This is a genomic window from Pseudomonas sp. S3_B08 (assembly GCF_054667725.1).
In genome coordinates this window covers 1,222,962-1,248,880 of sequence record NZ_CP162750.1, presented here as the reverse complement: position 1 = coordinate 1,248,880, position 25,919 = coordinate 1,222,962, and the positions used below count along the sequence as shown (strand labels likewise).

At 58.7% G+C, this 25,919-nt stretch carries 24 protein-coding genes; 6 read left to right on the top strand and 18 right to left on the bottom strand.

Going from position 1 to position 25,919, the window contains the following annotated elements; genetic code table 11:
- Window positions 1–14: 14 nt before the first annotated feature.
- From AB4N73_RS05750 to AB4N73_RS05740, 3 genes are read right to left on the bottom strand one after another with little or no spacing between them, the layout of a single operon-like run.
- On the bottom strand, window positions 15–827 hold the full coding sequence (locus tag AB4N73_RS05750) for a DUF3618 domain-containing protein (RefSeq protein WP_460143038.1): 813 nt from the start codon (window positions 825–827) through the stop codon (window positions 15–17).
- Window positions 824–1,252 carry a phage holin family protein gene (locus AB4N73_RS05745; RefSeq protein WP_052392217.1) on the bottom strand — a complete coding sequence of 143 codons (429 nt, stop codon included), beginning with the start codon at window positions 1,250–1,252 and terminating at the stop codon, window positions 824–826. The genes AB4N73_RS05750 and AB4N73_RS05745 overlap by 4 nt, the downstream gene beginning before the upstream one ends.
- A complete protein-coding gene (locus tag AB4N73_RS05740) occupies window positions 1,252–1,902 on the bottom strand; it encodes a hypothetical protein (RefSeq protein WP_305382718.1) in 651 nt (216 codons plus the stop codon). Before AB4N73_RS05740 ends, AB4N73_RS05745 begins: the two co-directional genes overlap by 1 nt.
- A 298-nt stretch (window positions 1,903–2,200) precedes the next feature.
- Between AB4N73_RS05740 and AB4N73_RS05735 the strand changes: the two genes are divergently transcribed.
- Window positions 2,201–4,057 (top strand): ABC transporter ATP-binding protein, encoded by a 1,857-nt coding sequence (locus tag AB4N73_RS05735; protein ID WP_256808792.1) that lies wholly within the window; start codon window positions 2,201–2,203, stop codon window positions 4,055–4,057.
- A 39-nt stretch (window positions 4,058–4,096) separates the two neighbouring features.
- Here AB4N73_RS05735 and AB4N73_RS05730 read toward each other — a convergent pair whose 3' ends face one another.
- The 7 genes from AB4N73_RS05730 to AB4N73_RS05700 all read right to left on the bottom strand — a co-directional run bounded on the left by AB4N73_RS05730 (window position 4,097) and on the right by AB4N73_RS05700 (window position 9,044).
- Entirely contained in the window at window positions 4,097–5,242 is a 1,146-nt protein-coding gene (locus tag AB4N73_RS05730) for an ATP-binding protein (RefSeq protein WP_460143037.1), read from the bottom strand.
- Between the two features lie 179 nt (window positions 5,243–5,421).
- A complete protein-coding gene (locus tag AB4N73_RS05725) occupies window positions 5,422–5,763 on the bottom strand; it encodes an antibiotic biosynthesis monooxygenase family protein (RefSeq protein WP_460143036.1) in 342 nt (113 codons plus the stop codon).
- 28 nt (window positions 5,764–5,791) lie between these two features.
- Entirely contained in the window at window positions 5,792–6,766 is a 975-nt protein-coding gene (locus tag AB4N73_RS05720) for a zinc-dependent alcohol dehydrogenase family protein (protein WP_460143035.1), read from the bottom strand.
- 63 nt (window positions 6,767–6,829) lie between these two features.
- A complete protein-coding gene (locus tag AB4N73_RS05715; RefSeq protein ID WP_024012559.1) occupies window positions 6,830–7,132 on the bottom strand; it encodes an ArsR/SmtB family transcription factor in 303 nt (100 codons plus the stop codon).
- 107 nt (window positions 7,133–7,239) lie between these two features.
- The gene (locus tag AB4N73_RS05710; protein ID WP_252883597.1) at window positions 7,240–7,638 is read right to left on the bottom strand and encodes a nuclear transport factor 2 family protein; all 399 of its coding nucleotides are present in this window, start codon (window positions 7,636–7,638) and stop codon (window positions 7,240–7,242) included.
- Window positions 7,639–7,687: 49 nt separating this feature from the next.
- A complete protein-coding gene (locus tag AB4N73_RS05705) occupies window positions 7,688–8,284 on the bottom strand; it encodes an NADPH-dependent F420 reductase (RefSeq protein ID WP_460143575.1) in 597 nt (198 codons plus the stop codon).
- Window positions 8,285–8,291: 7 nt separating this feature from the next.
- Window positions 8,292–9,044 (bottom strand): 3-oxoacyl-ACP reductase family protein, encoded by a 753-nt coding sequence (locus tag AB4N73_RS05700; protein ID WP_236169174.1) that lies wholly within the window; start codon window positions 9,042–9,044, stop codon window positions 8,292–8,294.
- 112 nt (window positions 9,045–9,156) lie between these two features.
- Between AB4N73_RS05700 and AB4N73_RS05695 the strand changes: the two genes are divergently transcribed.
- Window positions 9,157–10,083 (top strand): LysR family transcriptional regulator, encoded by a 927-nt coding sequence (locus AB4N73_RS05695; protein WP_460143034.1) that lies wholly within the window; start codon window positions 9,157–9,159, stop codon window positions 10,081–10,083.
- 168 nt (window positions 10,084–10,251) lie between these two features.
- Window positions 10,252–11,211 (top strand): DMT family transporter, encoded by a 960-nt coding sequence (locus tag AB4N73_RS05690; RefSeq protein WP_315435633.1) that lies wholly within the window; start codon window positions 10,252–10,254, stop codon window positions 11,209–11,211.
- 64 nt (window positions 11,212–11,275) lie between these two features.
- On the opposite strand, the gene AB4N73_RS05685 is transcribed toward AB4N73_RS05690, so the two are convergent.
- From AB4N73_RS05685 to AB4N73_RS05660, 6 genes are all read right to left on the bottom strand, one after another.
- Window positions 11,276–11,566 carry a hypothetical protein gene (locus AB4N73_RS05685; protein WP_056784826.1) on the bottom strand — a complete coding sequence of 97 codons (291 nt, stop codon included), beginning with the start codon at window positions 11,564–11,566 and terminating at the stop codon, window positions 11,276–11,278.
- 80 nt (window positions 11,567–11,646) lie between these two features.
- Window positions 11,647–12,303, bottom strand: a complete 657-nt coding sequence (locus AB4N73_RS05680; RefSeq protein ID WP_150635657.1) for a DUF2931 family protein — start codon at window positions 12,301–12,303, stop codon at window positions 11,647–11,649.
- Window positions 12,303–13,844: a phospholipase effector Tle1 domain-containing protein gene (locus AB4N73_RS05675; RefSeq protein WP_460143033.1), complete on the bottom strand. Its 1,542-nt coding sequence runs from the start codon at window positions 13,842–13,844 to the stop codon at window positions 12,303–12,305. The genes AB4N73_RS05680 and AB4N73_RS05675 overlap by 1 nt, the downstream gene beginning before the upstream one ends.
- A gap of 138 nt (window positions 13,845–13,982) precedes the next feature.
- Window positions 13,983–14,342 (bottom strand): DUF6124 family protein, encoded by a 360-nt coding sequence (locus AB4N73_RS05670; RefSeq protein ID WP_024012551.1) that lies wholly within the window; start codon window positions 14,340–14,342, stop codon window positions 13,983–13,985.
- Between the two features lie 617 nt (window positions 14,343–14,959).
- Window positions 14,960–15,520: a nucleotidyltransferase family protein gene (locus tag AB4N73_RS05665; RefSeq protein ID WP_310220425.1), complete on the bottom strand. Its 561-nt coding sequence runs from the start codon at window positions 15,518–15,520 to the stop codon at window positions 14,960–14,962.
- Window positions 15,521–15,644: 124 nt separating this feature from the next.
- Window positions 15,645–16,511, bottom strand: coding sequence for a LysR family transcriptional regulator (locus AB4N73_RS05660; protein ID WP_460143032.1), 867 nt, complete (start codon window positions 16,509–16,511; stop codon window positions 15,645–15,647).
- A gap of 143 nt (window positions 16,512–16,654) precedes the next feature.
- On the opposite strand from AB4N73_RS05660, the gene AB4N73_RS05655 reads away from it, so the two are divergent.
- Together AB4N73_RS05655 and AB4N73_RS05650 are read left to right on the top strand one after the other, a co-directional pair.
- The gene (locus tag AB4N73_RS05655) at window positions 16,655–17,629 is read left to right on the top strand and encodes a hypothetical protein (protein ID WP_095179614.1); all 975 of its coding nucleotides are present in this window, start codon (window positions 16,655–16,657) and stop codon (window positions 17,627–17,629) included.
- Window positions 17,630–17,772: 143 nt separating this feature from the next.
- Window positions 17,773–18,540, top strand: a complete 768-nt coding sequence (locus tag AB4N73_RS05650) for a sulfite exporter TauE/SafE family protein (protein ID WP_457263509.1) — start codon at window positions 17,773–17,775, stop codon at window positions 18,538–18,540.
- Between the two features lie 12 nt (window positions 18,541–18,552).
- Here AB4N73_RS05650 and AB4N73_RS05645 read toward each other — a convergent pair whose 3' ends face one another.
- Window positions 18,553–19,497 (bottom strand): GlxA family transcriptional regulator, encoded by a 945-nt coding sequence (locus AB4N73_RS05645; RefSeq protein ID WP_460143031.1) that lies wholly within the window; start codon window positions 19,495–19,497, stop codon window positions 18,553–18,555.
- 116 nt (window positions 19,498–19,613) lie between these two features.
- Between AB4N73_RS05645 and AB4N73_RS05640 the strand changes: the two genes are divergently transcribed.
- The gene (locus tag AB4N73_RS05640) at window positions 19,614–20,378 is read left to right on the top strand and encodes an SDR family oxidoreductase (protein ID WP_460143030.1); all 765 of its coding nucleotides are present in this window, start codon (window positions 19,614–19,616) and stop codon (window positions 20,376–20,378) included.
- 57 nt (window positions 20,379–20,435) lie between these two features.
- On the opposite strand, the gene AB4N73_RS05635 is transcribed toward AB4N73_RS05640, so the two are convergent.
- Window positions 20,436–25,898, bottom strand: a complete 5,463-nt coding sequence (locus tag AB4N73_RS05635; RefSeq protein WP_056784805.1) for a trifunctional serine/threonine-protein kinase/ATP-binding protein/sensor histidine kinase — start codon at window positions 25,896–25,898, stop codon at window positions 20,436–20,438.
- Window positions 25,899–25,919: the final 21 nt, after the last annotated feature.

Here is a 25,919-nt window from a genome sequence, read left to right as displayed (position 1 = left end):
CTCGTTTCTCCCCGTCAGGATGTACCCAGACCCTGCGACAGATCCGAAGAAGACGGCCGCGCCGGATCCGGTTTGGTTTCGACTTCGGTTTGTTCAGTGGTTCGGGTCACCGTGTCACGCACGGCTTCATAACCTTCCTGAGCTTTTTGCTTGGCTTTGTCGACGATGCCAGCGCTGGTGCGGCCCATGTAGCGCTGTTCAGTGGACGTGGTCGGCAACGCCGCGCCGAGCAAAGCACCCAAGGCGACCCCTGTGGCAGCCACCATCAGCGGTTGCTCCTTGAGCAGGTGACTGAACTGCTGGCCGAGCACCTGCGAATTGCGCGACAACCGGTCACCGGCGTCATGCATCGCATGGCTCAGGTTTTCCTTCGCTGCACCGACGTTTTCACCAAGGTGGCTGGCCTTGCCTTTCAGCGACTGGTAGCCGTCCTTCAGCGAGTCAGTAGTCGAGTGCAAATGCGCGCGGGCGCTGTCGATGCCGTCGGCCAGACCGTCGGCCCACTCGCCGGCCTTGTCCTGATCCGGTCCGCTGCGATAGGTCGGTTGCGGCACGGGTGGGCGATTCTGGCTGATCATCAACCAGAGCAGGCCCACGGAAGTCAGCACCGCTGGCACCGGATTATTGCGCACGCTGGTGCCGAGATTGGTGAAGAATGTCGAGCCGTTGCTCTGCATCATTCCCCAGGCCTGATCGATCATCTGCCCGGGGGTGAACTTGCTCTCCAGTTGATCGACGATGTTGCCGATGCTGGCGCGCTGCGCATCGATTTCGCGCTCGATCTGCTCCGGGCTTTTTTCCGCTTCGATATCCAGTTCGCTTTTCATGAGACTTTCCTCCGCAGCGCTTCCTGATCCTTGTTCAAGGCGTCGAGGGTGCGATCAGGTTTGAAGTGAGATGGCTCGAATTGCTTTTTCCCGGATTGCAGCATGGCGAAGCCGATGATCATCACCACCACGCCGACGATCAGCGCGGCCAGCCATGGCGCCATGAACATGCTCAGGCCGTACACAGCCGACATCAGCAGAATGATGAAGCCGGCGAGGAACACGATCGCGCCGCCGGCCACCGCAGCGATGCCCGCCTTCAGCGTGCTGAGGCTGTTGTGCAGTTCGGCTTTTGCCAGTGCCAGTTCCTTGGTGAACAAGGCCGGGACTTCGCGCGACAGTTGTCGCAACAGGCCGACCACGGAGGCGTCATCCGTTTGGCCGAGGGGCCTTGCCCCGCTCAGATCAGATTCATCTCTGTTCATCACAGTTCTCCTTTGGCGTCGGGTGCGTGCGGTACGGAAGCCGCGGCAAAATCAGAGGGGTGATCGCTGTCACTGGGCGAGGTCGGGGTGATGCCGGTGGCCAGTCCCGGATTGGCGTGGGCCGATGGCGGCACTGACGATTCATAGGGCCGCTGCGCGCCGTAATCGGCTGGCGGTGGCGTCGAGGTGGAGCCCGCCGCCGGATCGTATTCGGCACTGACCGTCGCTGCTGCAGAGGTACCTGCTTTGAGAAACCGCGACAGGCCAAAACCGATGGCAATGCTGCCGGCGATGAACAATCCCGGATTGCTGCGCGCCAGATCCGCTGCATCGTGCAGCAACTGTTCGGCACTCTTGCCACGCAGATTGCCTGCCAGCCCGGTCATGGAGTCCGCCATGTCGGTCAGGTAGTCGGACATGCCCAGCGTGTCCTTGTCCTGCAGCTCCGAGACAAAGCTTTTCGCCCCTTGCGCCAAGGCTTCGATCTGCTCGGCCGCCGTGTCGCGATACTGGCCGAATTGCGCATCGGCCTGCTGCCGCGCACCGCCCAGTGCTTCGCTGACGTTGTCCTTCAAATGATCAAAACTTTGCTCAGGCTTGCCGTTGGGATCACCTGATTCATACCCTGACCTGCTGTCTGAAGTATTCATGTCGCCCCTCGCCTTCTCACTGAAAACGGAAAAACGGAGCTACACGGCAACATTGCCTCGAGCCCCCACATAAGAGATGACGGAGCAGCTTGCGCGAGAGTTCAAAGAGGTTGATGAGCGTGCGACATCAGGTCTGGATCAGTGACGAAAGGTTGCGCTTGGCAGGATTGTGTTGAGCTTCTGCGCCGGTCTGCGGTCAAGACAAGGCACGGGGGTTCATCCAGATGATGGCAGTGAAACCCTCAACGCCGCCGATAGATGGCAGAATCCCCACACCCTGATCACTTCGGAGACCGCAATGCTTCGCCTGTTTGAAGAAAGGCTCGACCCCTTCCCGCCCGACGAGGCGCCGCCACCGCCAGTCGGCCTGATGCGTTTCTTGTGGGCCTGCACCCGGGGCGCGCGCGGTTACATTCTGGCCTTCGCCCTGCTCAGCGCCAGCGTGTCGATCTACGAGGCATGGCTGTTTTCGTTCCTCGGGCAAGTGGTGGATCTGCTCTCGACCTGGCAATCCGGCGGCGCTGCTGGTGATGAGGAAAGCCGCGTGTTGTGGGGCATCGGCATTGTGCTGGTGGTCAGCATCGGGCTGGTGGCGCTGCGCACGATGGTCCAGCACCAGATCCTCGCGATCAATCTGCCGCTGCGTCTGCGCTGGGACTTCCATCGGTTGATGCTGCGGCAAAGCTTGTCGTTTTTCTCCGACGAGTTCTCCGGCCGGGTCACGACCAAGGTCATGCAAACCGCGCTGTCGGTACGCGAGGTGCTGTTTACCCTGATCGAAATCCTCCCCGGCATCGGCGTGTACTTCATCGCGATCATTGCGCTGGCCGGTGGCTTTGCGCTGAAACTGATGCTGCCGTTCCTGGCGTGGATCGTTTTGTTCGGGCTGGCGATGGTGTATTTCGTCCCGCGTCTGGGCAAGGTCGGCCAGGAACAGGCCGATGCGCGCTCGTCGATGACCGGGCGGATTGCCGATGCCTACACCAACATCACCACGGTCAAACTGTTCTCGCACTCCAAGCGTGAAGCGCATTTTGCCCGTGCGGCGATGGAAGATTTCAAGCTCACCGGGTTCCGCCAGATGCGTCTCGTCAGCCAGTTCGAGATCGTCAATCAGGCGCTGGTGGTCGCGCTGATTCTCGGTGCCGGCGGTTATGCGTTGTGGCTGTGGCATCAGGGCGAAGTCGGCACCGGCGCTGTCGCGGCGATCACCGCCATGGCGTTGCGCATCAACGGCATGTCGCACTGGATCATGTGGCAAATGACTTCGCTGTTCGAAAACATCGGTACCGTGCAGGACGGCATGGCCACCCTGACCAGCGGCCCGAAAGTCCAGGACGCGCCGGATGCCAAGGTGCTTGAGCCTGCCGGTGGCGAAGTGGTTTTCGACAATGTCAGCTTCAACTACAACGGCGAACGCCAAGTGCTCGACGGCTTGACCCTGCACATTCGCCCCGGCGAAAAAATCGGCCTGGTCGGCCGCTCCGGTGCAGGCAAGTCGACGCTGATCAACCTGCTGCTGCGCTTCTATGACGTTGATCGCGGCGAGATCCGCATCGATGGGCAGAACATCGCCGAGGTCACCCAGGACAGCTTGCGCAGCGTGATCGGCATGGTCACCCAGGACACGTCACTGCTGCACCGCTCGATCCGCGACAACATCGCCTACGGACGCCCGGACGCCACCGACGAAGACATCCACCGCGCTGCGGTGAACGCCCAAGCCGATGATTTCATCAGCCAGTTGAGCGACAAGCAGGGCCACAGCGGTTACGACACGCTGGTCGGCGAACGCGGCATCAAGCTCTCCGGCGGCCAGCGCCAGCGCATCGCCATCGCCCGGGTAATGCTGAAGAACGCGCCGATCCTGCTGCTCGACGAAGCCACCAGCGCACTGGACTCGGAAGTCGAAGTCGCGATCCAGGAAAGCCTCGATGAAATGATGCAGGGCAAAACCGTGATCGCCATCGCCCACCGCTTGTCGACCATTGCGGCCATGGACCGGCTGATCGTCATGGACGAAGGCCGCATCATCGAGCAAGGCACCCACGCGCAATTGCTCGAGAAGAACGGCACCTATGCGCGGCTGTGGCAACACCAGAGCGGCGGGTTCCTCGGTGAGGATCGCGGTTTGGTTGAGGTGATGGAGGAGTGATCAGGCTGGAGGGCCGGGGCCGGCCCTCCATCGATTGGCCTAGATGGTGACGGGGCTTTCTGCATTAACCGGAAGCTTTACGCGAAACACGGTTCCGCCTTCCAGGTCAGAGCTGACCTCGATCGAGCCGGCATGCGAGGCGACGATTTCCGAGGCGATGAACAGGCCCAGACCGAGCCCGGCAACCGGCCCGTGATCAACCACGGAGCGCTGCGAGAACCGCCCCATCGGGTTGAAGATGAACGGCAATACATCCCCCGGGATCGGTTCACCGCCGTTATGTACGGTGAACACCGCGCAATCCTCGCGGACCTGCAACTGGACCGAGACCGGAAACTTATTGTCGCCGTGGGTCACCGCATTGCTGATGATGTTGGAAAAGACCTGTTCCATCCTCGCGCCATCGAACGCTCCCATCACCGCTTCCTTTGCATCGAACCGCACGTTGGCCTGCGGATGAAAGGCGCGGATTTCCTCGATCACCCGTTCGCACACAGGGCTGAGATCGATCAGGGATTTTTTCACCGGAATACCCGGCCCCATCTGGCAGCGCGTCAGATCCAGCAGGTCGCCGACGATCTGGCTGGCGCGCTGCACGCTGGCGTAGATCTGCCCGGCCACTTTTCTGGTGCGCGGGTCGGTGGCTTCGGTACGACGCAACATATCCGCACCAAGCAGAATCGCCCCCAGTGGCGTGCGCAAGTCATGGCCGAGAATCCCCAGAAACACGGTGCGCGACGCCTCGACGGCGCGCGAGTAGCTGGCAATCGACTCGGCCAGCGCCTGGTCGATGGCTTCGTGAAAACGCGTCATGTCGTCGACATTCACCGATTTGCCATCCTTGACCTGACGCAGCCACTGGCTCAGCACACTGGTGCGCAGCGCGCGGTATTCGGAAACCATCTGATCGATGGTGAAACCGGCCATCAGCCGCGTCACCGCGTGGGTTTCCGCAGCCGTTTCTTCATCGTCGCGCGGCGCATGACCCTGGGCCTTGGCAATTTGCTCGCTGATGGTCTGCTTACTCCGCAGATCGATAACGATGGCGTGCAACATCTGCTCGGCGTGATCGCGCAGCGCAGCGTTATCGAGTTCCGCACCTGGTGTCTCGATGGTGCGGGCGAAATCTTCCCAGGCCTGCAGTATCGGCTCTAGGTTTTCGAGAATGAAATCTGGCAGGCGCATGGCTGTAGTCCATAGAGGAAATCCATCTGCGCCGACAGGCGCGCCGGCGCAGACAGTAAAAGAACAAACTCAGGAGTACAGAAGGTACGGCTGACCTCGTGCAGCCTAACATCATTGCATTGGTTCAACGCGGGAGGAAAATCGGCAACAGCCACTTGTGACGAAAGCCATCAGAACACTCAGCTACCTGTACTTGAGCCACTGTCCGGAACGCTCAAGTCGCCACCCGGAAAAGCACCACCCTCAATGTGGTACACCATCGGTTCCGCCGAAAAATAATCCTCCAACCCCAGCATGAACCGCTGGTGGTCGTCACTCTCTTCAAACCCCGGTGAGTGGTCCTCAAGTGACTGCCAGCGCACGATCAAATTGAATTGCTCGGGGGTTTCAATACCTTGCGCCAGCAAGTGGCCGCCGTATCCCTTGGCGCGGGTCAGCAACGGTTCGACTTCGGCAAATGCCCGTCGAAAGGCTTCAGTCTGTTGCGGGTGAACGGGCAGGACTGCGATTTCATAAACCATGATGCTTCTCCAAAATCAGTGAGCGGATTCAGACGATGAGCGTAGGCTCGACGGCGATGGCGATTTTTCCCAGCAGACCGTTGTTGGCGCTCTCCAGTCGAGCGTGGGCGAGCGGGATGTCGGCGAGCGAATAGACGGCGCCCACATGTGGCCGCAACTGGCCGCGCTCGACCAACGCGCTCAATTCATCGAGCTTGCCGCGATTCTGCCGGGTGAAGACGAAGTGGTAGCTGGCGTTCTTGCCCCAGGCCTGAACGAGGTTTTGTGGCTGCGCGATGTCGACGATCGAGACTACGCGGCCAAGCTGAGCGAGCACGTCGGCGCTGCGAGACAGGGTATCGCCGCCGATGGTGTCGAACACCACATCAACGCCATGCCCGGCGGTTTCGCGCATGATCGCTTCGACGTAGTCCTCTTGGGTGTAATCGATCACCACGTCAGCGCCCAGGCTGCGGACGAAATCGGCGTTGGCCTCGCGCACGGTCGTAAAGACCCCGGCGCCCATGGCTTTGGCCACCTGAATCGCCACATGGCCGACGCCGCCCGCGCCGCCGTGGATCAGAATGCTTTCGCCAACGCGGAGCACAGCGCGCACGGTGAGCGCTTCCCAAACCGTACCGCCGACCAGACTCAGACTGGCCGCCTCAAGGTGGCTCAGCGAGGCAGGCTTTCTGGCGATGATGCTTTCGGCTGCGACGTGGTACTCGGCATAACTGCCCTGCCCGTCGAATATCTGCGGGGTGTACCAGACCTCGTCGCCCGGCGCGAAAGCGCTGACGCCCGGCCCGATGGCTTCAACCACGCCCGACACGTCGTGACCGGTAATGGCTGGCAGCGGCACCAGGTCGGGATAGTCACCGCGCCGAACCTGATAATCCAGCGGATTGATGGAAGTAGCGTGCACTCGGACCAGCACTTGGCCCGCTTGCGGAACCGGTTTGGGCACTTCGCTGAGTTCGAACGAATCAGGACCGCCGAAGGATTTCAGAATCATCGCTTTCATGGCAAAACCTCGTATCGATAAAGAGGGATATCGAGATTTCTCGATATCCTAGAGTAAAAAAATTTACAGCTCTTTCCCTATGATCTCTGCAAGCGCGCTGATTGCTGCCTCATTGCGTTTGTAGTAGGTCCATTGACCGATGCGCCGCACTTCCACCAGCCCCACCCGCTGCAAAGTGGCCAGATAACTCGACACCGTCGACTGCGACAGGCCGATACCTTCCTGGATACTGCTGACGCAGACACCCTCAACAAGAACGTCACCCTCATCCTGCGGGGGGAAGTTCTTCACGGGATCCTTCAGGCCTTCAAGGATCTTGAGGCGCGTCGGGTTCGAGAGGGCTTTGAAGATTTCGATCAGTTCCATGCGCCGAGGATATCGAGATTTTTCGATATGTCAATGCGCGATATTAATCTGATCGGCAGTCGGCGACAGGCGGCAACGGGATCCGATTTGCCACCCTGCCGTGCGGCTCAGCCTTGGGGCGCATCCAGCAACACCCACAGTCGCACGATTTTCCCTTCGCTGATTTCTGCCACATCGACGCCGCTGACGATGACCGGCCCATCGCCCGGGCCTGCGTGCCAGCGCAGATAACCCAAGCCGTGATGCCCAACTGCAGTGCCCTCCGCAACAAAAGCGAAGTCCGGCCCGAACTGATCCAGCAACGCACCGGCCACTGCCGAAATCGCCGCTTGCCCGGTGACGATGCCAGCCGGTTCATACATCGTCGGTGCGTCTGCAAAAAGCTCCTGCACCGCCGCCAAGCGCCTTTGTGCATCGCGTTGGTTGAACACCCGCTGCAGATTGGCCCGTAGCAAGGCGTCGTAGTTTTCAACTTCATCAGTATTTCGCGAATCTGAGCCAGCCATTTTTGATTCCTCGATTTGTGTGTGAAGCCCGGTTGCCCGGGCTCAGCGATTAACCATGTTTGACCAGGTTCAAGGCTGGCAGCGGTCCGCCCGGAAACTGCGCAAGCATTCCTTGCTGCACACCGCCCAGATCGATGCCGTAAAAACCCAGTTGAGTAATCAGCTCTGCAACCTTGGTTTTGCTCGTGGCATCTTCACCGGAATAAAACAGCACCCGCTTGCCGCCCTCGGCGGTGGGATCGCTCAGCAGAGCCGCGAGCAAATGGTTGAAGGCCTTGACCACGTGCGCACCGGGCAGCATCTGCGCCACCACTTGCGAAGACGGCTGGCCGCCCAGATCGAACGGCTTGAACAGTGGTGCCTCGATCGGGTTGTTGGCATCGATCACGATGCGCCCATCCCAAGGCCCGAGATCGCGTACCGCGTCGGGGATCTTCGACCAGTTCACCGCCAGAAAAACGATGTCCGCCTGGCTGGCTTGCCGAGCCGTCACCGCTTGTGCGAGTGGACCCAATTCGTCGACCAAAGCGGCAAGGCTCTGCGGCCCACGGCTGTTGGCCAGGCTGACCGGCAGGCCTGCGTTGACGAGCAACCGAGCGATGGCGGTGCCGATGGAGCCAGTACCAATGATGCTGATAGTCATGATGCTCTCCTTACGCTGTGAAGCCGCCGTCGACGATTAATTCTGCGCCGGTGACAAACCCTGCCTCTGCACTCGCCAGGTACGCCACCGCGCTGGCAACATCCTTGCCCTCGCCGTACCGCCCCATGGCGATGTTCGGGCGTAGGAAGTCCGCAATAGGCCCGTCGGCCGGGTTCATGTCGCTGTCGGTCGGGCCGGGATGGACGGTGTTCACAGTGATGCCGCGCGGCCCCAGGTCGCGCACCAGTCCACGACTGAAACCGGTCAGCGCACCTTTGCTCAGGGTGTAGACGGAGGCGGTAGCGAACGCAGCGTATTGCACCATCGAGCTGCCGATGTGAATGATGCGGCCGCCCTGCCCCATGTGTTTGAGCGCTTGCTGAGTGGCTACGAAGACGCCGGTCACGTTCACCGCAAGGATGCGTTGAAAGTCCTCAAAGACGATGTCCTCGGGGGCACCGAGCAGGCTGATACCAGCGTTGTTCACCAGAATGTCGATCTTGCCAAAACGCTGTGCAACCTCGGCAATCGCTGCACGTACAGCCTCGGGATTGCCCGCATCGGCCGCCAGCGCCACAGCCTGGCCGCCCGCCGCAACGATTTCCTGCACGACCGCTGCGGCGCGATCTGGCGATGCGTTGTAGGTGATAGCGACGGTTGCGCCATCTGCCGCGAGCCGTTTGGCGATGGCTGCGCCGATGCTGCGTGAACCACCGGTAACGATAGCGATTTTGCCGGTCAGTGGAAGCGTGGATGTGTTCATGGTCGAGCCTCTGGGTGGTTGAAGTTGATGAGGCTATGAGACGCTTTCTGATCTTCCACCAGTAGTGGAAGACACCTAGAATCACTTTCAATCATTAGTTGAAGGTGCACGGATGGAAACGTTAGGCAATTTGCTCTCATTCGTGCGCAGCGCCGAGGCGGGAAGCTTCTCTGCAGCGGCGCGGCGCCTGGGCCTGACACCCGCGGCGGTCAGCCGCAATGTCGCGCAACTGGAGGCCAACCTCGGCGTACGCTTGTTTCAGCGCAGCACGCGCAAACTCACGCTGACCGAAGCGGGAGAACGTTTTCTGGCCAACGTCGGTTCGGGATTGGAAAGTGTTCAGGCGGCGATCGCCGATGTGGCCGGCAATGCCGGAGAGCCTTCCGGCACCCTGCGTCTAAGTGCGGCACCGGGTTTTGCCAGGGATTTCCTGCTGCCGCTGATGCCGGAATTTCTCAATCGATATCCCGCCGTGATCCCCGAATGGCATGTCGACAATCGCCAGGTCGATCTCATCGCGGACGGCTTTGATGCGGCTATCGGCGGCGGCATCGAACTCGCGCAAGGTGTGGTCGCCAGAGCCATCGCCCCGGCGCATCTGATTCTGGTGGCCTCGCGGGAGTATCTGTCGGGGCGCCCGCGCGTCCAGCGCATTGAAGAGCTGTCGACGCTGAATCACCTGGCCATGCGCTCGGTGCAGACCGGCAAGGTGCGCAGCTGGATGTTGCAAGGGCCCGCCGGGCAACGAGCGCCCCTGGAGTTGACGCCGCGCCTGTTGGTCAACGATCCGCAAGCGCTGTGTCAGTGCGCGCGACTGGGGTTGGGGGTTGCGCTGTTGGCGGTTCCGGATGTTTTGCCTTATCTGCAGGACGGTACGCTGGAAAGGGTTTTGCCCGATTGGTATGTCGATGCAGGGCAGATCTACTTGTACTTTTCCAGCCAGAAACTATTGCCAGCAAAAACCCGGGCTTTTGTGGATTTCCTGGTCGGTCTGGCTCGAGAGGATGGGTGGGCAACTCGACTCGATGCTCGGGTTTAACGAGCAAGTTATACGACCTCTAAGATCTAAGCAGCACCACAACCAAGCGATTTTACAAGCCTTTCAAGCTTGCCGGCCCCGCTCGATTACGGTACAAATCTGGCAGTTGTACGACAACATAATAAAAACCTGAGCCACCCCGAGTGGCTATCATTTTTGAGATCTGCCATGTCCCGTCCTGAGTTTGCGCCAACCGTACCGCCGCCCTTCCCCCGTTATCTCGCCGTGATCATTCTGTTGTGCATGGGTTGTGCGTTCGCCGGCAACCACGTCGCGGCACGGGTCGCTTTTGATGATGGCGCGGGCGTGTTGCTGGCGATTCTGATGCGCTCGGGCGGGACCTTGCTGGTGCTTGCCATTCTCGTTCTGTGGCAGCGGCAAAGTCTGCGTGTGCCGGCGGGCGCGTGGCGTTGGCAACTGTTGTTGGGCCTGCTGATTACTGCGCAGAGCCTGTGTCTGTACTCCGCTGTCGCGCGGGTCCCGGTCGCTTTGGCGCTGCTGGTGGCCAACGTGTTTCCGATCCTGCTCGCCTTGCTGACCTGGGCGCTGGGCGGCCCACGACCAAGCGCGCGCACCGCGATGTTGATGGGCTTGATTCTCGTGGGATTGGTGTTCGTACTGGACGTCCCCGGACGTCTGTCAGACAGCGCCAGCGTCGGTCCGGAATGGCTACTGGGAGTTGCACTCGCCTTCTGCGCCGCCAGCGTATTCGCCTGCGCGCTGTGGATCACCGATCACAAACTGTCGCAAGTGCGCGGCTCGGTGCGCAGCCTGCTGACCATCTTCATCGTCTTCAGCAGCGTCAACCTGGCCGGCCTGACCGGCGCCCTCCCCGGCGGACTCAACCTCCCCGCCACCTCAACCGGCTGGCTGGCCCTTGCCACGCTCGTCGTGCTCTATGGGACCGGCTTCATTGTGTTGTTCATTTCCGTACCCAGGCTGGACATGCCACGCAACGCACCGGTGATGAACATTGAGCCATTGGCGACGTTGTTGATGGGCTGGATTGTGCTGGATCAAATGCTCAGCAGAGGGCAGATCGTGGGTGGAGTAATTGTAGTGAGTGGGATTGTTTTGCTGACGTATCGCAAAGCGGCGGTGAAGGTTGGGGTGAAGGCTGAGGTTTGAGGGGGTGTGGTGGCGGGACTCTTGGTTGGCGAGTCCTGCTTATCGCCCCCGGCTCGATACCGGATCAGCAGAATTGCAGGCTCTCGAGGTCTACCTGGACATAGCTTCCTATTTCACCCTTGTAGAGATAAATCGCAGTTACCTCCAGCTCCGTTCGTAAGAATTCCGCCAGCCTCCTGAGTCTGGTGCTTGTGGTCATGGCAGGGCGCACAACCGTCGCGCCACCGGGTTGGTCATCGTAAATTCTGACGAGAAACTCATCGACACCATCCAGAATCAGGTAATTGAAACCTCGATACTCATAGCCTGCGCCGTAGTCGACATCATCGAAACGGTCGGCCTTTTCTATTCTCAAGACGCCGTCCCGCTAATTCGACCCAGCGAAATTGAAACAGTCTGGCGCCTGAAAAGTAGATGCTGCTCCATCCACGTCATTTACCAGCTACCGTACGGGATGCCGAACTTATCAATGTATCGTTTGGCCTTTTCACTCACGGGATAGGCATACTGACCACCGTTCTTGCCCAACTCCGGCCCCAGCGGTTCCAACTCTGCTTGGGTGCGGGCGACTTTGATCGGGCGTCGACACTGATCTCTGACCCAGACCTGGACTATGCCACCTGGTGCGAGTCCCAAATACACAGAAGCCATGAAGCGCGCTGTCCTGTCGGGAGTTTCGGCGCAGCGCTGATGGGTAGATGTCACCATTACTCGTCTGGCTTCCTCAGGAAAATCCACCCAAGCCCGGTAGGTTTTTTGCTCGGGTATAGACTGCCAACGGACGAAAATTCGCTTGGGCAGATCTGCGCCAATAACCGGTTTCCCCGTACCTCCCACACCTACCCAACCGCGCGCGGATTCTTTGTCGTCATTTGGTTCAGCGCCGCTGGCGTTTCCTCCCCCGGCTCGCAGAAACGTTCGACCGTTGATGTCTTCCACTGAGCTGTCTTCGACCCAAACGTTCATGAAATTGGGCTTGATAAACGCCAGTTCCCACCAAGGATATTTGGGATCGTTTTCACCTGAATTGGAGCCTGTCGCGTGACAGCCGGTAAAGGCCAAAACGCCCAGTAGAGCCAAGAATATTCTCATTACCAAAGCTTCCAGTCAGCTACATGAGGATGCTGCATGCGAATGCCATTTTCCGTTGGTGAATTGATATAAACAGCTTTCAGGCCGCTGCCGTCCCGCCTTCCTTGCGGGTGATTCCAGTTGGCAGATGTGTGGATGTATTTCAATTGCAGCAATTTCTCCTCTTCAGCTGTGGTGCTGAAGTCACCGGCGATGAATCTTTCACAAAGCGGTTGCAGCTCCTGGGGAACGGCGTACTCGGGTCGTTCGGGAATATCGTGGAGAGGAACACCTTTTTCTTTGGCCAATTGATACATGACTCTCAAATAAACCCTTGAGAGTTTGCCACTGACCGGGCGTTTGAGCTGAAGCCCAGCGTATACACGTTTGTGTTTAGGCCCGAAACGATCTTGCGGATCGGGCGGCAAAGCAAGCGCGGGGGGCGTTACGATTTCCAACAGATCGGCAGGCCATCCTTTGGCGACCCATTGTTTTTTCACCATCGCGGCGTCCTGATAGATCGAAGTTGATTGAACGTCAGTGTTGCTCCATACATGAAGTCTCTGCATGGGACTGACCAATACGCATTCCTCGACTTCGTCGAGATAGCTACCACCGATATCCGAATGCACGCCCGGAAAAACATATTCTGGATAATCGGGATTGACATTGCTGAGGGCGAAATTGGCACGACATTCATCGCGCGCCACCAAGTGGACAACATCCTTGAAGAAGCGAGGGTCGAGATACAGTTTAATGCCCGGAGCAATGGGGCTTTGCACTCTACCGAAATTAGTGAAACCGGCAATAGACGGCACGGTGTCGAATAGACCGATGAAGCCCATTCGGATACTGCTGCCATATTGATCTAGAAAGGTGCGGCTGAAATTATGGGCGTAAGTGCTAAGCAGATCCCTTAACGGCCCCTGCTTGCCTCGTACAATTTCATTGCAGAAATGACGTGCCGCCGCTGCACCTCGACTGAATCCAAAAGTGTCAAAAGTTAGCGAGGCAATTTCACTGTTCGGATTTTCTTGCAGGGCGTCTTCAACAACCTGTTTGATGAACGTAAACGAAGTCTGCACCCTACCGGCTACTCCCGTCTCTCCACGTCCCGTGCTTTGACCGACGATACTGTCTTTCTCGTTGGATTGAGTACCGATGCCTTCGATATATAACGGGCGTGACACCTGTTTTATAGGCCCTTCTCCATCAGCAATCGGAGCCTCGTAATACAGATCGGCAAGTTTTTTGATATTCGTCGCGCCAGAGCCATAACTGCTGTCCGGATCTCCCATATAGGGCTGACAACTGGGAGGAATATCCTCAGGCGCAATCGGATGCTGAGCACCACACAACAACCCCGCAGCAGAGTTGTTCGCATTGTTGCCAGTGCCATCAAAGAAAACCCCGATCCTCAACGCAATGCCTATCTTCTCAGGCTCGCGCGCGGGCTCTTTCCCGTGCTTCTCATATTCGGCCCAGTGCTGGGCGTGCAGGTCGACGGGTTTGGCTTGTTCGTAGCGGTAGTTTTTCGGCGGGTTTGGAACGTAACCACTCAATCCTTGATTCCTTGTTCTGATCCTTGAAGAACGGCCCGAAGGGTGACAGTCGAGCCCGGGTGGTGCAAGCCGTGGCCGTGTGCCAGCCGTGGTGCGCCCGGGTGTTGCGACGAGGTTTTGCGCTCGTCGCATTGCGGGTTATTTGGCTATTTCGACTTTGTCCAAAGCCTGATTGACCGCGATTTCGCCGAGCATGACGACCTGGGCGATGCCTAGCAGGGTTTTGCGGCGCGGGTTGTCGAGCAGCGCGGCGAAGTCGTAGAGCATGGTGGTGGCCGAGCCGAGGGATTCGCTGGCGTTGGCCAGCAGGGATTCGGTGTCGTATTTCGGGTTGGCGAGGAACATCTGTTCCGGGGTGTTGGTGCTGGCCAGGATGTCTGCCGGGCCGAGGTAGTGATCGAGGGCGCGTTCGGCGGCTTCGTGTAGTTTTTTCGATGCACTTGATTCGTAGGGGGATGCGGGGTCGGTGGTTGGGGGATTGGGTGTGACTTTGAACATGGTGAAACTCCTAGTTAGCTAAAAGGAGCCTTCACATTCGCTACCAAACGAAGGTGGCGGCCATACGCGGGTTGGTAGACCGGTAACTAGGAACCGGCACACCCGAAGGTGTCCTGCGCATGGCCACCATTGAGCAGCGACCTGAAGCCGGTCTGCGAACGGTGCGCGATGCGACTAGTTATGGCGGGCTACCAAACCCGATCACTGTTTTTCAGCGACCGACAGACGATAGAACCCGCGACCTAGACGCACAAGCCGGCGGATTCTGGCGTAGTCGTAGGGAATGGCGCAAGGCGTTGTAGCCGTTTGCTTAATGCTTGATTTACTGTTTAAACGGGCTAAGGGTTTTCTGTTTATGTGGCGGTGAATGGGCTGGCGTCATCGCGAACAGGCTCACTCTTACAAGGGGATCAGGCGATGGGCAGTCACAGCATTCTGCTCCTGCACATTCAACTGTCGCTTCTTAAGCAGCGGGTCAATCTCCATTTTGCTCCTCGGTCGTGTGCCGCTAGTTGTCCCTGGTACTTCAAAGCCTCAATCAAAAACCCGAGCGCTCTACGAAAGGTCGGGATGCATAAAGATTTCCTTATCGGTTTAAACGATCAATCGGGGCGGCATCAACCCTGCGTTACGAGCGTCAATTTCGGCCAGATCTCGAGCCATCTCTTCGACTGCAGGCGCTCCAGAAACACCACGTATTTATCACTTTCAAATCGGGCGGTTGGCCGCACTTTCAGCGCAAACAAATCCTCCAGCCCCAACGGCGCCGAAACCTCTATCGCACCATGCCGATCAAGCCTGACACCTACTGCCGTAGCAGTTTCCGGCCAGAACGTCATTGCATCCGCAGCCGCCCCATAAGGCGCATCGGCATTTCGCTGGTGCATGCGTGCCTGGTTTTTCACCGACCACTTCAAGTCACTGCACAGTGCTGCAAGCTCGACCTCCAAGGCCAAATCCGTTTGATCACCGGGACGTGTTCTGTCAAACCATATGACATCAATGTCCTCGGGCAACGGCGAAGGTTGGCGCTGATGCAGATGATCCCAAACCAGGCTGCGCACAAAACCTGCGGCAACCCAGCAGTCCGGCAAGTTGAGATCCCTGACTATGCGCAAGATGTGCATGCGGACGGGATCTTCAGCAATCAGATCCCGCAGTTGCGCTTCCAGATTCATTTATTTCAATCCAATGACCATGGTTGCGAGAGCCTATCAGTGATCTCTGTAAGCGCTCGGTCCCTTGTGCTGAATGACGAGTGCAGGCGAACTTTGCAGGATAGGGCCAACTGCCGACCACTTCTCAAACCTTGAACTCTTCCTTAAGCAAATCGGCAAACTTGTCTTTTGCGCGATTAGATTCAACGTGCCTGTTCCAGATAAAATAATTCTGCACAGGCTTTAAGTCATTGAAGAAGAATCCTTGAATACCGCCGAGCTGGCGGAACTGTTCAAACATGCCTCTGGGCACCAACGATATCCCGGCGCCTGAACTTACGCAGCCAAGGATGGTGCCATAACTGGCTATGCTTGTTATCGGATTGAAAACTTTGTACCGCTCCAGCCAGGTTAACAAAGCTTTTCTGTAGGGACATCCTTCAGGCCACATGAATAAATCCACACCGCGCAGGTCCTCTGGCTGGTTTATCACCCCCGCGGACGGCGAGGCAATCACCACTAGATCCTCTTCATAGATCTCCAGACTCTCGATGTCCGGATGTTCTGGCCTGACGGCAATTATTGCCCCGTCCAACATGTAGTTGACCACTTCTGCGGATAATTGTGACCAATCGCCAGTGCTGAATTGCATTTGTACAGCCGGATAAAGTTGATGAAACCTGGATAGCACTTTGGGTAACCGGCCGGTAGCGGATGATTCTATGGCACCAATCCTGAGTTCTCCCGAAGGAGCTGACGACGGATCAAGCGCTCGTTGCGATTCTTCGCACAAAGACAGGATTTTGTTGGTATAGCCGAGAAAAAGCCGACCTGAAGGGCTGATGATCAATCCTCTGCCTTTCCTTATAAACAGGTCAACTCCAAGCTCACGTTCCAGAAGCTTGATGCGGTTGGTGATGTTGGACGGCACGCAGTGTAATCGCTCCGAGGCACGGACGATACTGCCCAGATCGGCTACTGCCTTGAACATGACCAGTTGTGAAAACTCCATGTAAACGCTCATTAAAAATGAATGATTGCGTCAGTATAAGTCACTTGTCGCAGGTCAACAAATCGGGCTAATTTCGCCGCTGCAAGGCAAGAAAGTGCGTTAAAACCAAACATTTCATAGGTCTTTAGGGAGAAGGACACATCATGAGCTCAGCATCGCCACAGAGTCGTTTGGAACCGCTTGAACATAAATCCATGCAAGAATTTGGCGAGACATTTATCCAGGCCCTGCCCAAGCACATACGCAACTTGAAAATTCCCGGACGTACCTTAGAAGAAAACCAACGGCGTCAACCGTTGCTGGCCTGCGTCGGCAACGTTGCTGAGATACAGGACGCCATGCTTGAGGTACTCAATCATTCCATCACGCAAGACGCGCAACTGGCGGCTGAAAGCGCATTCAGGGCGTTCCTCGAAAAGCCAGTAATAGACTCGTCGGTATTGAGCTTTTTCAATGGGTGGAATGAAACCCATAAAACCACCAGCCTTGTCTCGGCAAAAATCATCATGCGCCTGTCGGCGGATGCGATATCGGTATCTGCCGACAGACGTGAGGGTTACCACAATGTCATGGCGCATATGCATGAAGTGGCGAAAGATGATTTCGGTCTTGGACATCAGGGCCATGACGGAATGTACAACTACATGACTGCAGCTTTTGGTGCGTCAGCCTGGGTTGAAGAACAATTCAAAATTGCTGAATGCAATGACTTCGCGGACTTCCTATACAACACCGGGGTCGCCAAGCATAAAACGGCACTAAACTCGCAGGAACACAAATCTTCAATTATGGATGCGATGATGGTTTCAATCTCATCTGAACTCTGGAACGGTCGTGAATACAATTTCATCGCTCAATATATTGAAGCAAAGCTCCTCGCGGCCAATCCGTTCTTGAGGACAAACACGCAAAACCTGCGTAACGCCAAAGGCTACGTAATGGGGCACTCCGGAGAAGTTGAGAACAAACACGGATTGCATGCCTTGGCGGCCGCGCAAGCTTACGGTCAGACGGTAGGTCTGGAATTCAAGCCTGCGCGACTGAAGGGCATCATGCTCAATTACAATGAAAGAGTCGGCAATGCATTCTCCGCCATGCATCGGATTATGACCTGTTGATCTCTATGGATTAACGAAGCATGCCGATGAACTCTCATAATGTGAGCTTGGAGAATGATCGGCATGTTTTGACGATATTTAAACCAAACCACGAGCGACTCATGAACCTTCCGGCCAAATGACGTTCCGCAGGGATCTATCGCATGGATGTTGAACACGCTGTTCTTGCATTGGGTTTCTTCGCGTTTTGTGGTGGCCTGATAGACGCTGCGGTCGGTGGCGGGGGCCTGGTACAGGTGCCGGCACTTCTACATGCTCTACCCCAGTACAGCCTTGCCACCATTTTCGGCACCAACAAACTGGCCGTTCTGGCAGGCAATATTTCATCAATATCGGGTTACCTGAAGCGCATAAAAATTCGCTGGAATTTAATGCTTCCGACCATGCTCGCCGCTTTTTTATTTTCTTTTCTCGGAGCTCTCTCGGTATCCCTTGTTCCTAAAAGATTGATGGAGATCGTCGTCTTTTTCATATTGATAGTCATGGCTATCTACACGTTTATGGAAAAAAAACTTGGTTTGGCAGGCACCGACCGCCACTTCGGAAAGAAAGACATTTGCCTTGGAGTTTTCTTTGGCAGCCTGATCGGTTTCTACGATGGTGTCTTCGGCCCGGGCAGTGGCAGCCTGCTGCTGTTTATCTTCGTCAAGGTCTTTGGCTTTGATTTCCTCAATGCATCAGCCTCTGCAAAACTGGTCAACCTGGGGACGTTCAGCGCTGCGCTCATATTTTTTATCCCCTCCGGTAATGTCTTGTGGGCGATTGGCGGCATAGTTGCTTTATGCAATATGGCCGGTGCACTGACCGGTGTCTTTTTGGCATTACGGTATGGAAGCAGTTTCATCAGAGTTTTCTTCCTGATTCTGCTCGTATTCCTGATCGGCAGAATGGGGATCAACATTTTTTCGTAGACCCTGGTCACGTCATACCCTCCGCCGCGAATCCCGCCGTACCGCCTGCGGCGGCACGCCAAAGCCGCGCATGAACACCTCGCGCATATGCCGACGGTCACGAAACCCGGTTTCTCTGGCAACAATATCCAGACTGTGATTGCTCTGCTCGATCAGCAAACGCGCCGCTTCCAGGCGCAGGCTCTCTATCGCCCTGGCCGGAGACTGGCCGGTTTCGGCGGTGAACACGCGGGTGAATTGCCGCGGACTCAGGTGCACCACTTCGGCCAGTTCTTCGACACTCAGCGGGCGATTGAGGTGCTTGCGCGCGTAATCCAGTGCACTCTGAATGCGATCGGATTTGGGTGACAGCGACAGCAATTCCGAATGCTGCGACTGCCCGCCCGAGCGGCGCTGATGCATCACCAGCCGATGTGCCACCGAGCGCGCAATTTCGCTGCCCAGATCTTTTTCGACCATGCCCAACGCCATGTCGACACCAGCGGTCATGCCCGCCGACGTCCACACCGGGCCGTCGATAATAAAGATCCGGTCGTCCTCGACATTCACCGACGGATGCATCCTGCGCAGCGCCGGGGCGAACGCCCAGTGCGTGGTCACGCGGCGGTTGTCCAGCACGCCCGCCTGCGCCAGTACGAACGAGCCGGTGCAGATGCCGGCCACGCGGCGTGCGCCGTCGGCGAGCCCGCGCACGCTGTGCAGCACGTCAGCATCGGGCGGCGTCAGCGGTGTCAGCGTTCCCGCCACCAGCCAACTGTCGGCCAGCCCCGCTTGCGTCAGCGGCAACGTATCGACGTGCAAGCCCAGCGAGGAGCTGACGATGCCGCCGGCCTGGGAAAAGTTCTGCACCTTGTACACGGCTTTGCCCGTGACGATGTTGGCGAACTCGAACACCGACTGGGTCGCCAGCGCCATCACCTGAAAACCTTCCGTGAGCAGATAGCCGACTCGATGCATGGTCGCGCTCCGTTTGTTGAATGTCCTGAAACACTACCACATACGTCATTCAGGTCGGAGCAGGTTTTCTCCATCATGGCTTGCATTCCAATCAATCCACTCGCGGGACGCAGCTCATGAAACTTGAAGCCAACACGATCTTCATCACCGGCGGCACTTCCGGCATCGGCCGCGCACTGGCCGAGGCCCTGCATCAGCGCGGCAACAAGGTCATCATCGCTGGTCGTCGCCAGACCCTGCTGGCAGAGATTGCCCAGGCGAATCCGGGCATCGACACCGTGCAGCTGGACATCAACGATGCGCAGCAGATCAAGGACGTCGCCGCCGAAGTCATCCGCCGCCATCCGTCGTTGAACGTGATCATCAACAACGCCGGGATCATGCCCTTCGACAACGCGGGTTCCGGCGCCTACGACGATGAGCAGGCAGTAGGTCTGTTGCAGACCAACCTGCTCGGCCCGGTGCGCGTCAGCGCGGCGTTCGTCGAACACCTCAAGCGCCAGCCCGAGGCCTACATCATCAACAACAGCTCGGTGCTGGCCTACCTGCCGCTGGCGACCACGGCGCTGTATTCGGCGACCAAAGCGGCGATCCATTCCTACTCGCTGTCGCAACGTTTCATGCTGCGCGACACCAGCGTCAAGGTCCTGGAAATCGCGCCACCTTGGGTCGATACCGACCTGATTCACAAGAGCGGCGACGAGCGCGCCATGCCGCTGGGCGAGTTTATCGAGGAAACCCTGATCAAGCTGGAAACCGCCACCACCGAAGTGCTGGTCGACCGAGTGTTGCCGCTGCGGGCCAACCAGGGCGCGAACGAGCACGGGTTGATCGAGCAGTTCAACCTGTCGCTGCTGGAAAATCCTATTCCGGTGGCCTGAACTCACCGACAGAAACATCCGGGCTCAATGCCCGGGTAGCCTGGCTGTTGATCATGTTCATTCACAACGCGGCAAGCCAAACACCACCCGCGCCCCCCTCGGCTCATTGCGCTCGGCCCACAATTTGCCGCCATGTCCTTCAATGATCGTGCGGCAAATCGACAGGCCCATGCCCAGCCCGGTGGATTTGGTTGTGAAGAACGCCGTGAACACTTGCTCCGCCCGCTCGCAGGCAAAGCCCGGCCCCGAATCGCTGACGCTGATGTGCACGTTATCGCCCAGCGCCTCACTGCGAATCAGCAGACGTCGCTGCCCCTCTGCCATGATCGTCATGGCTTCGAGGCTGTTGATGATCAGGTTGAGCAACACCTGTTGCAGTTCGACCCGGTCCGCCACTACGAAAGGCAAATCTGCCGCCAGCTCAACGCTGACTTCGGCGCCGTGCTTGAGCGCTTCGCCCCGGCTGAAACCGACCATTTCTTCAATCAGCAGATTGAGGCTGACAGGCTGACGCTGCGGTGGCGTTTTGTGAATCAGCGCGCGGATGCGCCCGAGTACGTCGGCGGCGCGGTTGCCGTCGAGAATGATATGCCGCAGGCCCTGCTCGACCTCGTTGATATTTGGTGGCTTTGCACCGAGCCAGCGCAACGCGGCATTAGCATGGGTCACCGTGGCGGCGATCGGCTGATTGACTTCGTGGGCAATCGATGCGGCCAACTGACCCATGGTTGCCACACGATTGGCGTGGGCCAGTTCCGTTTGCACCTGACGATAACGACGCTCGCCTTCGCGCACTTGCTCTTCAGCCAGCTTGCGTTCGCTGATATCCAGCACAAAGGCCAGGCCCTGTTGCTGACTCGCTTCGAAGGCAGCCAGACCGACAATCACCGGCAGCCGACTGCCGTCCTTGCGGATGTACTCCTTTTCGAATGGCTGGGCCCGGCCAGTGTGGATCGCCGTTGCCAGTGCAATATCGCTGTTAGCGCGCATCGCCGGCGGGGTCATGTCACGCCAATGGACACTGCCCGAAAGCAACTCATCACGGGTGTAACCGACCATGCGCAGGAACGCGTCATTGGCCTCGATGATTTCCCCTTCCACGCCCCAGACGATGATGCCGATGATGTTGGCGTCGACCAGCCGACGGATCTTCGCTTCTCGCTCGGCGAGGTCGCGGTACAGGCGCGCGTTGTCCAGCGAGATCGCTGCCTGCGACGCCACCAGGCGCAACACGGCGAGACGCGTCGGGCTGAACACCCCGGCGGACAGGTTGTTTTCCAGATACAGCGCCCCTGCGACCCGCGCCTGATTCATCAATGCCAGGCACAGGATCGAGCGCGCGCCTCGTTGCTGAACGTATGGATCAGCGGCGAACAGCGGATCGGCAACCGCGTCGTCCAGGCACAGGTTTTCGCCGGTGCGCAGCGTCTGGTAGAGCACTGACTCTGCCAGCGCCACCGTGTGCAGCGGCGCGTTGCACAGCTGCGTGGCACCGTCGCCGATACGGGTTCGCGCAGCGACATAGGGAATGTCGGCGTTCAACAAAATGAGCAGGCCATGCTCGGCCCCGGCCTGTTCGATCGCGGTGCGCATCACCGTTTCGATCAAACGGTCCAGGACGATCTCGCCGGAGACTGCTTGAGAGACCTTGAGCACCGTTGCCAGGTCGAGATGTTCAACTGGCGTAATGAGCGTGGTGACCGGATTCGGTTGCGCCTCTTCGGCACGCAGAAAACGATGACGTCGCTCCAGCTCCCGCACCTTGCCAGCAGCCCCCCAACGCAGATAGGCGTAGCGTGCGTCGCGCAGGTAAACCCGGGATATCCTGACCAGCCCGCGAGCGCCGTAGAACCGTGCGGCCAGTTCGTTGGCCAGCGCTTCGATATGGAGCAAACCATTGTCCTGAGCCAATTGAATGGCTTGCTCGTACTGCAATTCGGCTTCGAGCAACTGTCCGGTGACGCGCGCCATTTCCGCGCCGACCAGCGCCACCTGACTGGCGAAGGTCTCTGCACACAAGCGCGCCCACGTCTGCAACTGTTCATGATGTTGACCCAGACGCTGCAAAGCACCGGCGTCAGTTTCGCCGTGGGCCGCCAAGGTCAACGCCGCGTAGAAATGGTATTCGGCCTCCTCGAAAAACGCCGAAACCACCCACAAAAGTCCCTGCGCCTGGGCCGCGCACTCAGCGGCCGCCGCGTAATCCCCGGCCAGATAGCGCGCCTGCAACTTGCGTACCCAGTACTTGCCGCGCGCCAGCGCCAGATCCGCCGAACCGGCCAGATGCGCCTCGACAGCTGTTTCATCGAACCCGTCATCGTCGAAACAGCCGAACGTCGGCGTCTGCCCGCGCAGCATGCGGATCAGCGTCAACTGGCAGCGCATGAAATCCGCCACCAGACCGAAACCGACCTTTTGTGCATAGACCAGCCCTGATTCCGCTTGCGCCTGCACCTCGGCCAGCGGCTCGCCGATAAACAACAGATCGGAAATCAGGCTGTTTCCGGCGAACGCGGCATACGGCAGATCGCCGCTGCGATGGGCCGCGTTGAGCGCACGGCGCAACAGTTCGCGGCACTCGCGCACTGGCCGCATCCAGCGCACCACGAAGATCGAGAAGCACAACCAGGTGCTCGCCTCATAACGCGTGAGCCCGCGCCGATCAACCAGATCGCAGCCCAGACGGCCAAATCGATAACCAGCGGCATAGTCGCCAAAACGCGGCCCCGACACGCGCCCGAAGTTGGCATAGAGCAGGCAGGAGGCGTCGCAGTTGCCATATTGCAGGCTCAGGCTGATCGCTTTGCAAATGGTCAGGCTGGCGAGGTTCAGATCCGACTGCACCGCCGGCGCGAAGAGTTTGCCCAGCGCATCGAGGGTGGCCCGCGCGGCAGGATCCTCCATCAGCGGCAAGTCGATCATCTGCTCGATACTGCGCCCGCGCAGGCTGGTCCAGACCTGCTGATATTCGTCGCGCACCTGAATATCGTCCGGACGCGCTGGCCAATCGATGCCGACCTGACGCAGAAAGGCCAGACACACCGTCACCGCCCGGTCACTGCGATCAAGCAGCAAGTAGACATCCATCTGCAGGCACGCCACCGCCGCGCGCTCGACGGTGGTCACGGCGCGCTCGGCCAATGTCGCCAGGCGCGAGTCGGCAAGCTGCAGTTGGCCGGTGAGAAATTCGCACTCGGCACGGTTCAGCTCCAGAGCGAAACCCAGTTCATGCCGACTGTCATAACCCTGCTCGCCCAACAGTTCTGCGCCGGCGCCCAGATAGGTCAGTGCTGAGGTATAAGCGGTCGAGGCCTTCGCTCGCTGGCCGGCGAGCAGGTTGAACTCGGCCAGTTGCTCGCGCTCGGCACGCAGGCTGATCAGATGCGCACCGCGATTGAGCTGGCCGACAATCTCGAAGATCGCCTCCTCGCGCCGCTCACCCTGGGTTTGCAGTGCCAGCAGCCGGCCGATGCGCAGGTGCATTTGCGCCCGTTCGGTTTCAGCGATCAGCGAATACGCCGCCTCATGGATGCGATCATGCACAAACCTGTAGGCACCGTCCTGACGCTCGACCAACTCAAGCCGCACCGCCGGCCACAATGCGGAGTGAACGTGAGGCACCGGCACATCAAGGACTGTGGCCAGCGTGTCGAGACGCGCGACGTTGCCCAGGCAGGCCAGTTGTTGCAGCGCCTGGCGGGTTTCCTGGGGCAGCCGCGCCAGTTTGCCGACCATCAAATCGACGACATTGTCGGTGTAGCCCTTGCCGTTGATCAGGTGCACATCCCACCGCCAGCGCTGGCACGCAGGCTCGTATGTCAGCAGCTTCTCCTCGGCCAGGGCGTGCAGAAACTGGATGACGAAGAACGGATTGCCAGCGGTCTTGTCCAGCACCAGCCGCGCCAGCGCGACAATGCTCGCCGGCGGGCAGCGCAGTGACTCGCTGATCAGTTGTTCGATGTGCGCGCCAGCCAGTGGCGCCAGACGAATTTCGTCAATGTGTACGCCGGCGTGATGCAGGGTCTTGAGTGTGCGGCTGAGTGGGTGATCGCCATCTACCTCGTTGTCGCGATAAGCACCGACCAGCAGCAGATGAGGGGTCTCTGCGCGACTGAGCAAATCTTCGAGCAGATCAAGGGTGGCCGCGTCGAGCCATTGCAGGTCGTCAAGGAACAGCGCCAACGGATGCTCGGACTGAGCGAACACGCCGATAAAACGCTGCAAGACCTGAAGGAACCGCTGCTGCGCCTGTTGCGGCTCCAACTCAGGCACGGGCGGCGGCTCGCCGATGATCAGCTTGAGTTCGGGGATCAGATCGGTGATCAACCGCGCATTCGCTTCCAGTGCCCGCAACAGTGCTTCGCGCCAGCCCGCCAGTACGTCGGTGCGCTTGCCCAACAGCGTCCGCACCAGCCCCTGAAAGGCCTGAACCAGAGTCGAATAAGGCACGTCGCGCTGGTACTGGTCGAACTTGCCGGCGGCGAACAAGCCACGCGACGGCACCAGCACCTTGTGCAGTTCACTGACCACCGACGATTTGCCGATGCCGGAATAGCCGGATACCAGCACCAGTGTCGGCGCGCCTGTCTGCACCACATTGGCGAAGGCATCGATCAACGTTTGCACTTCGTGTTCGCGGCCGTAGAGTTTTTCCGGAATCAGCAAGCGCTCGCAGGCGCCCTGCTCGTCCAACGTGAACGTCTCGATCTGCCGCATACGGCGCCAGTCATCGAGGCAACGGCGCAAGTCATGCTCGACACCGACTGCGCTCTGATAGCGCTCCTCGGCAGTTTTCGCCAGCAGTTTCATGACCACTCGCGAGAACATCGGCGGCACCGTCGCCACCCGTTCACACACGGGCATTGGCAGCCGCGCGATATGGCAATGCACCCACTCCATCGGTTCACTGGCACTGAACGGCAGCGAGCCGGTGAGCATCTGGTACAGCGTCACGCCAAAGGCATACAGATCACTACGCGAATCGATCGAACGATTCATCCGCCCGGTTTGCTCCGGCGCCATGTAAGCCAGCGTGCCGGCGATAGATTCCGGTGGCGTGGGCGCTTGCCGTTCCCGTGGCAAGCGCGTGGCCAGGCCGAAGCCGGTCAGCCGCGCCTGCCCGTCATGGCAATGGACAAAGACATGCTGCGGTTTCAGGTCTTTGTGCACCAGACCACACTGATGCATATGGCCCAGTGCCTTGGCGATGTTCGTGGCCAATTCCAGACAGGTTTCGATATCCAGCGGAGCGACCAGCAATCGCGACAACGGCTCGCCACCCGGATCGTCGAACAGCAGACGAACTCGGGTGCCCGTACGCTCGAAAGCTGTCGGCTGCAACGCCCAGGCAGGATTGAGGTCGTCCCTGAGGCTGTATTCATGCGCCAGACGCTCCAGGGTGCTCGGCAATGGCTGGCCCATCGCCGGACGCACCGCCAGTAGGCTGCCATCATTCGAACCGCGCTCACGGGACAGCACCCGCTCGCCGTCGTCCCACAAAATCTGTTTTCTGCTGGCCATCTGCGTCAACACTGCTCAGGT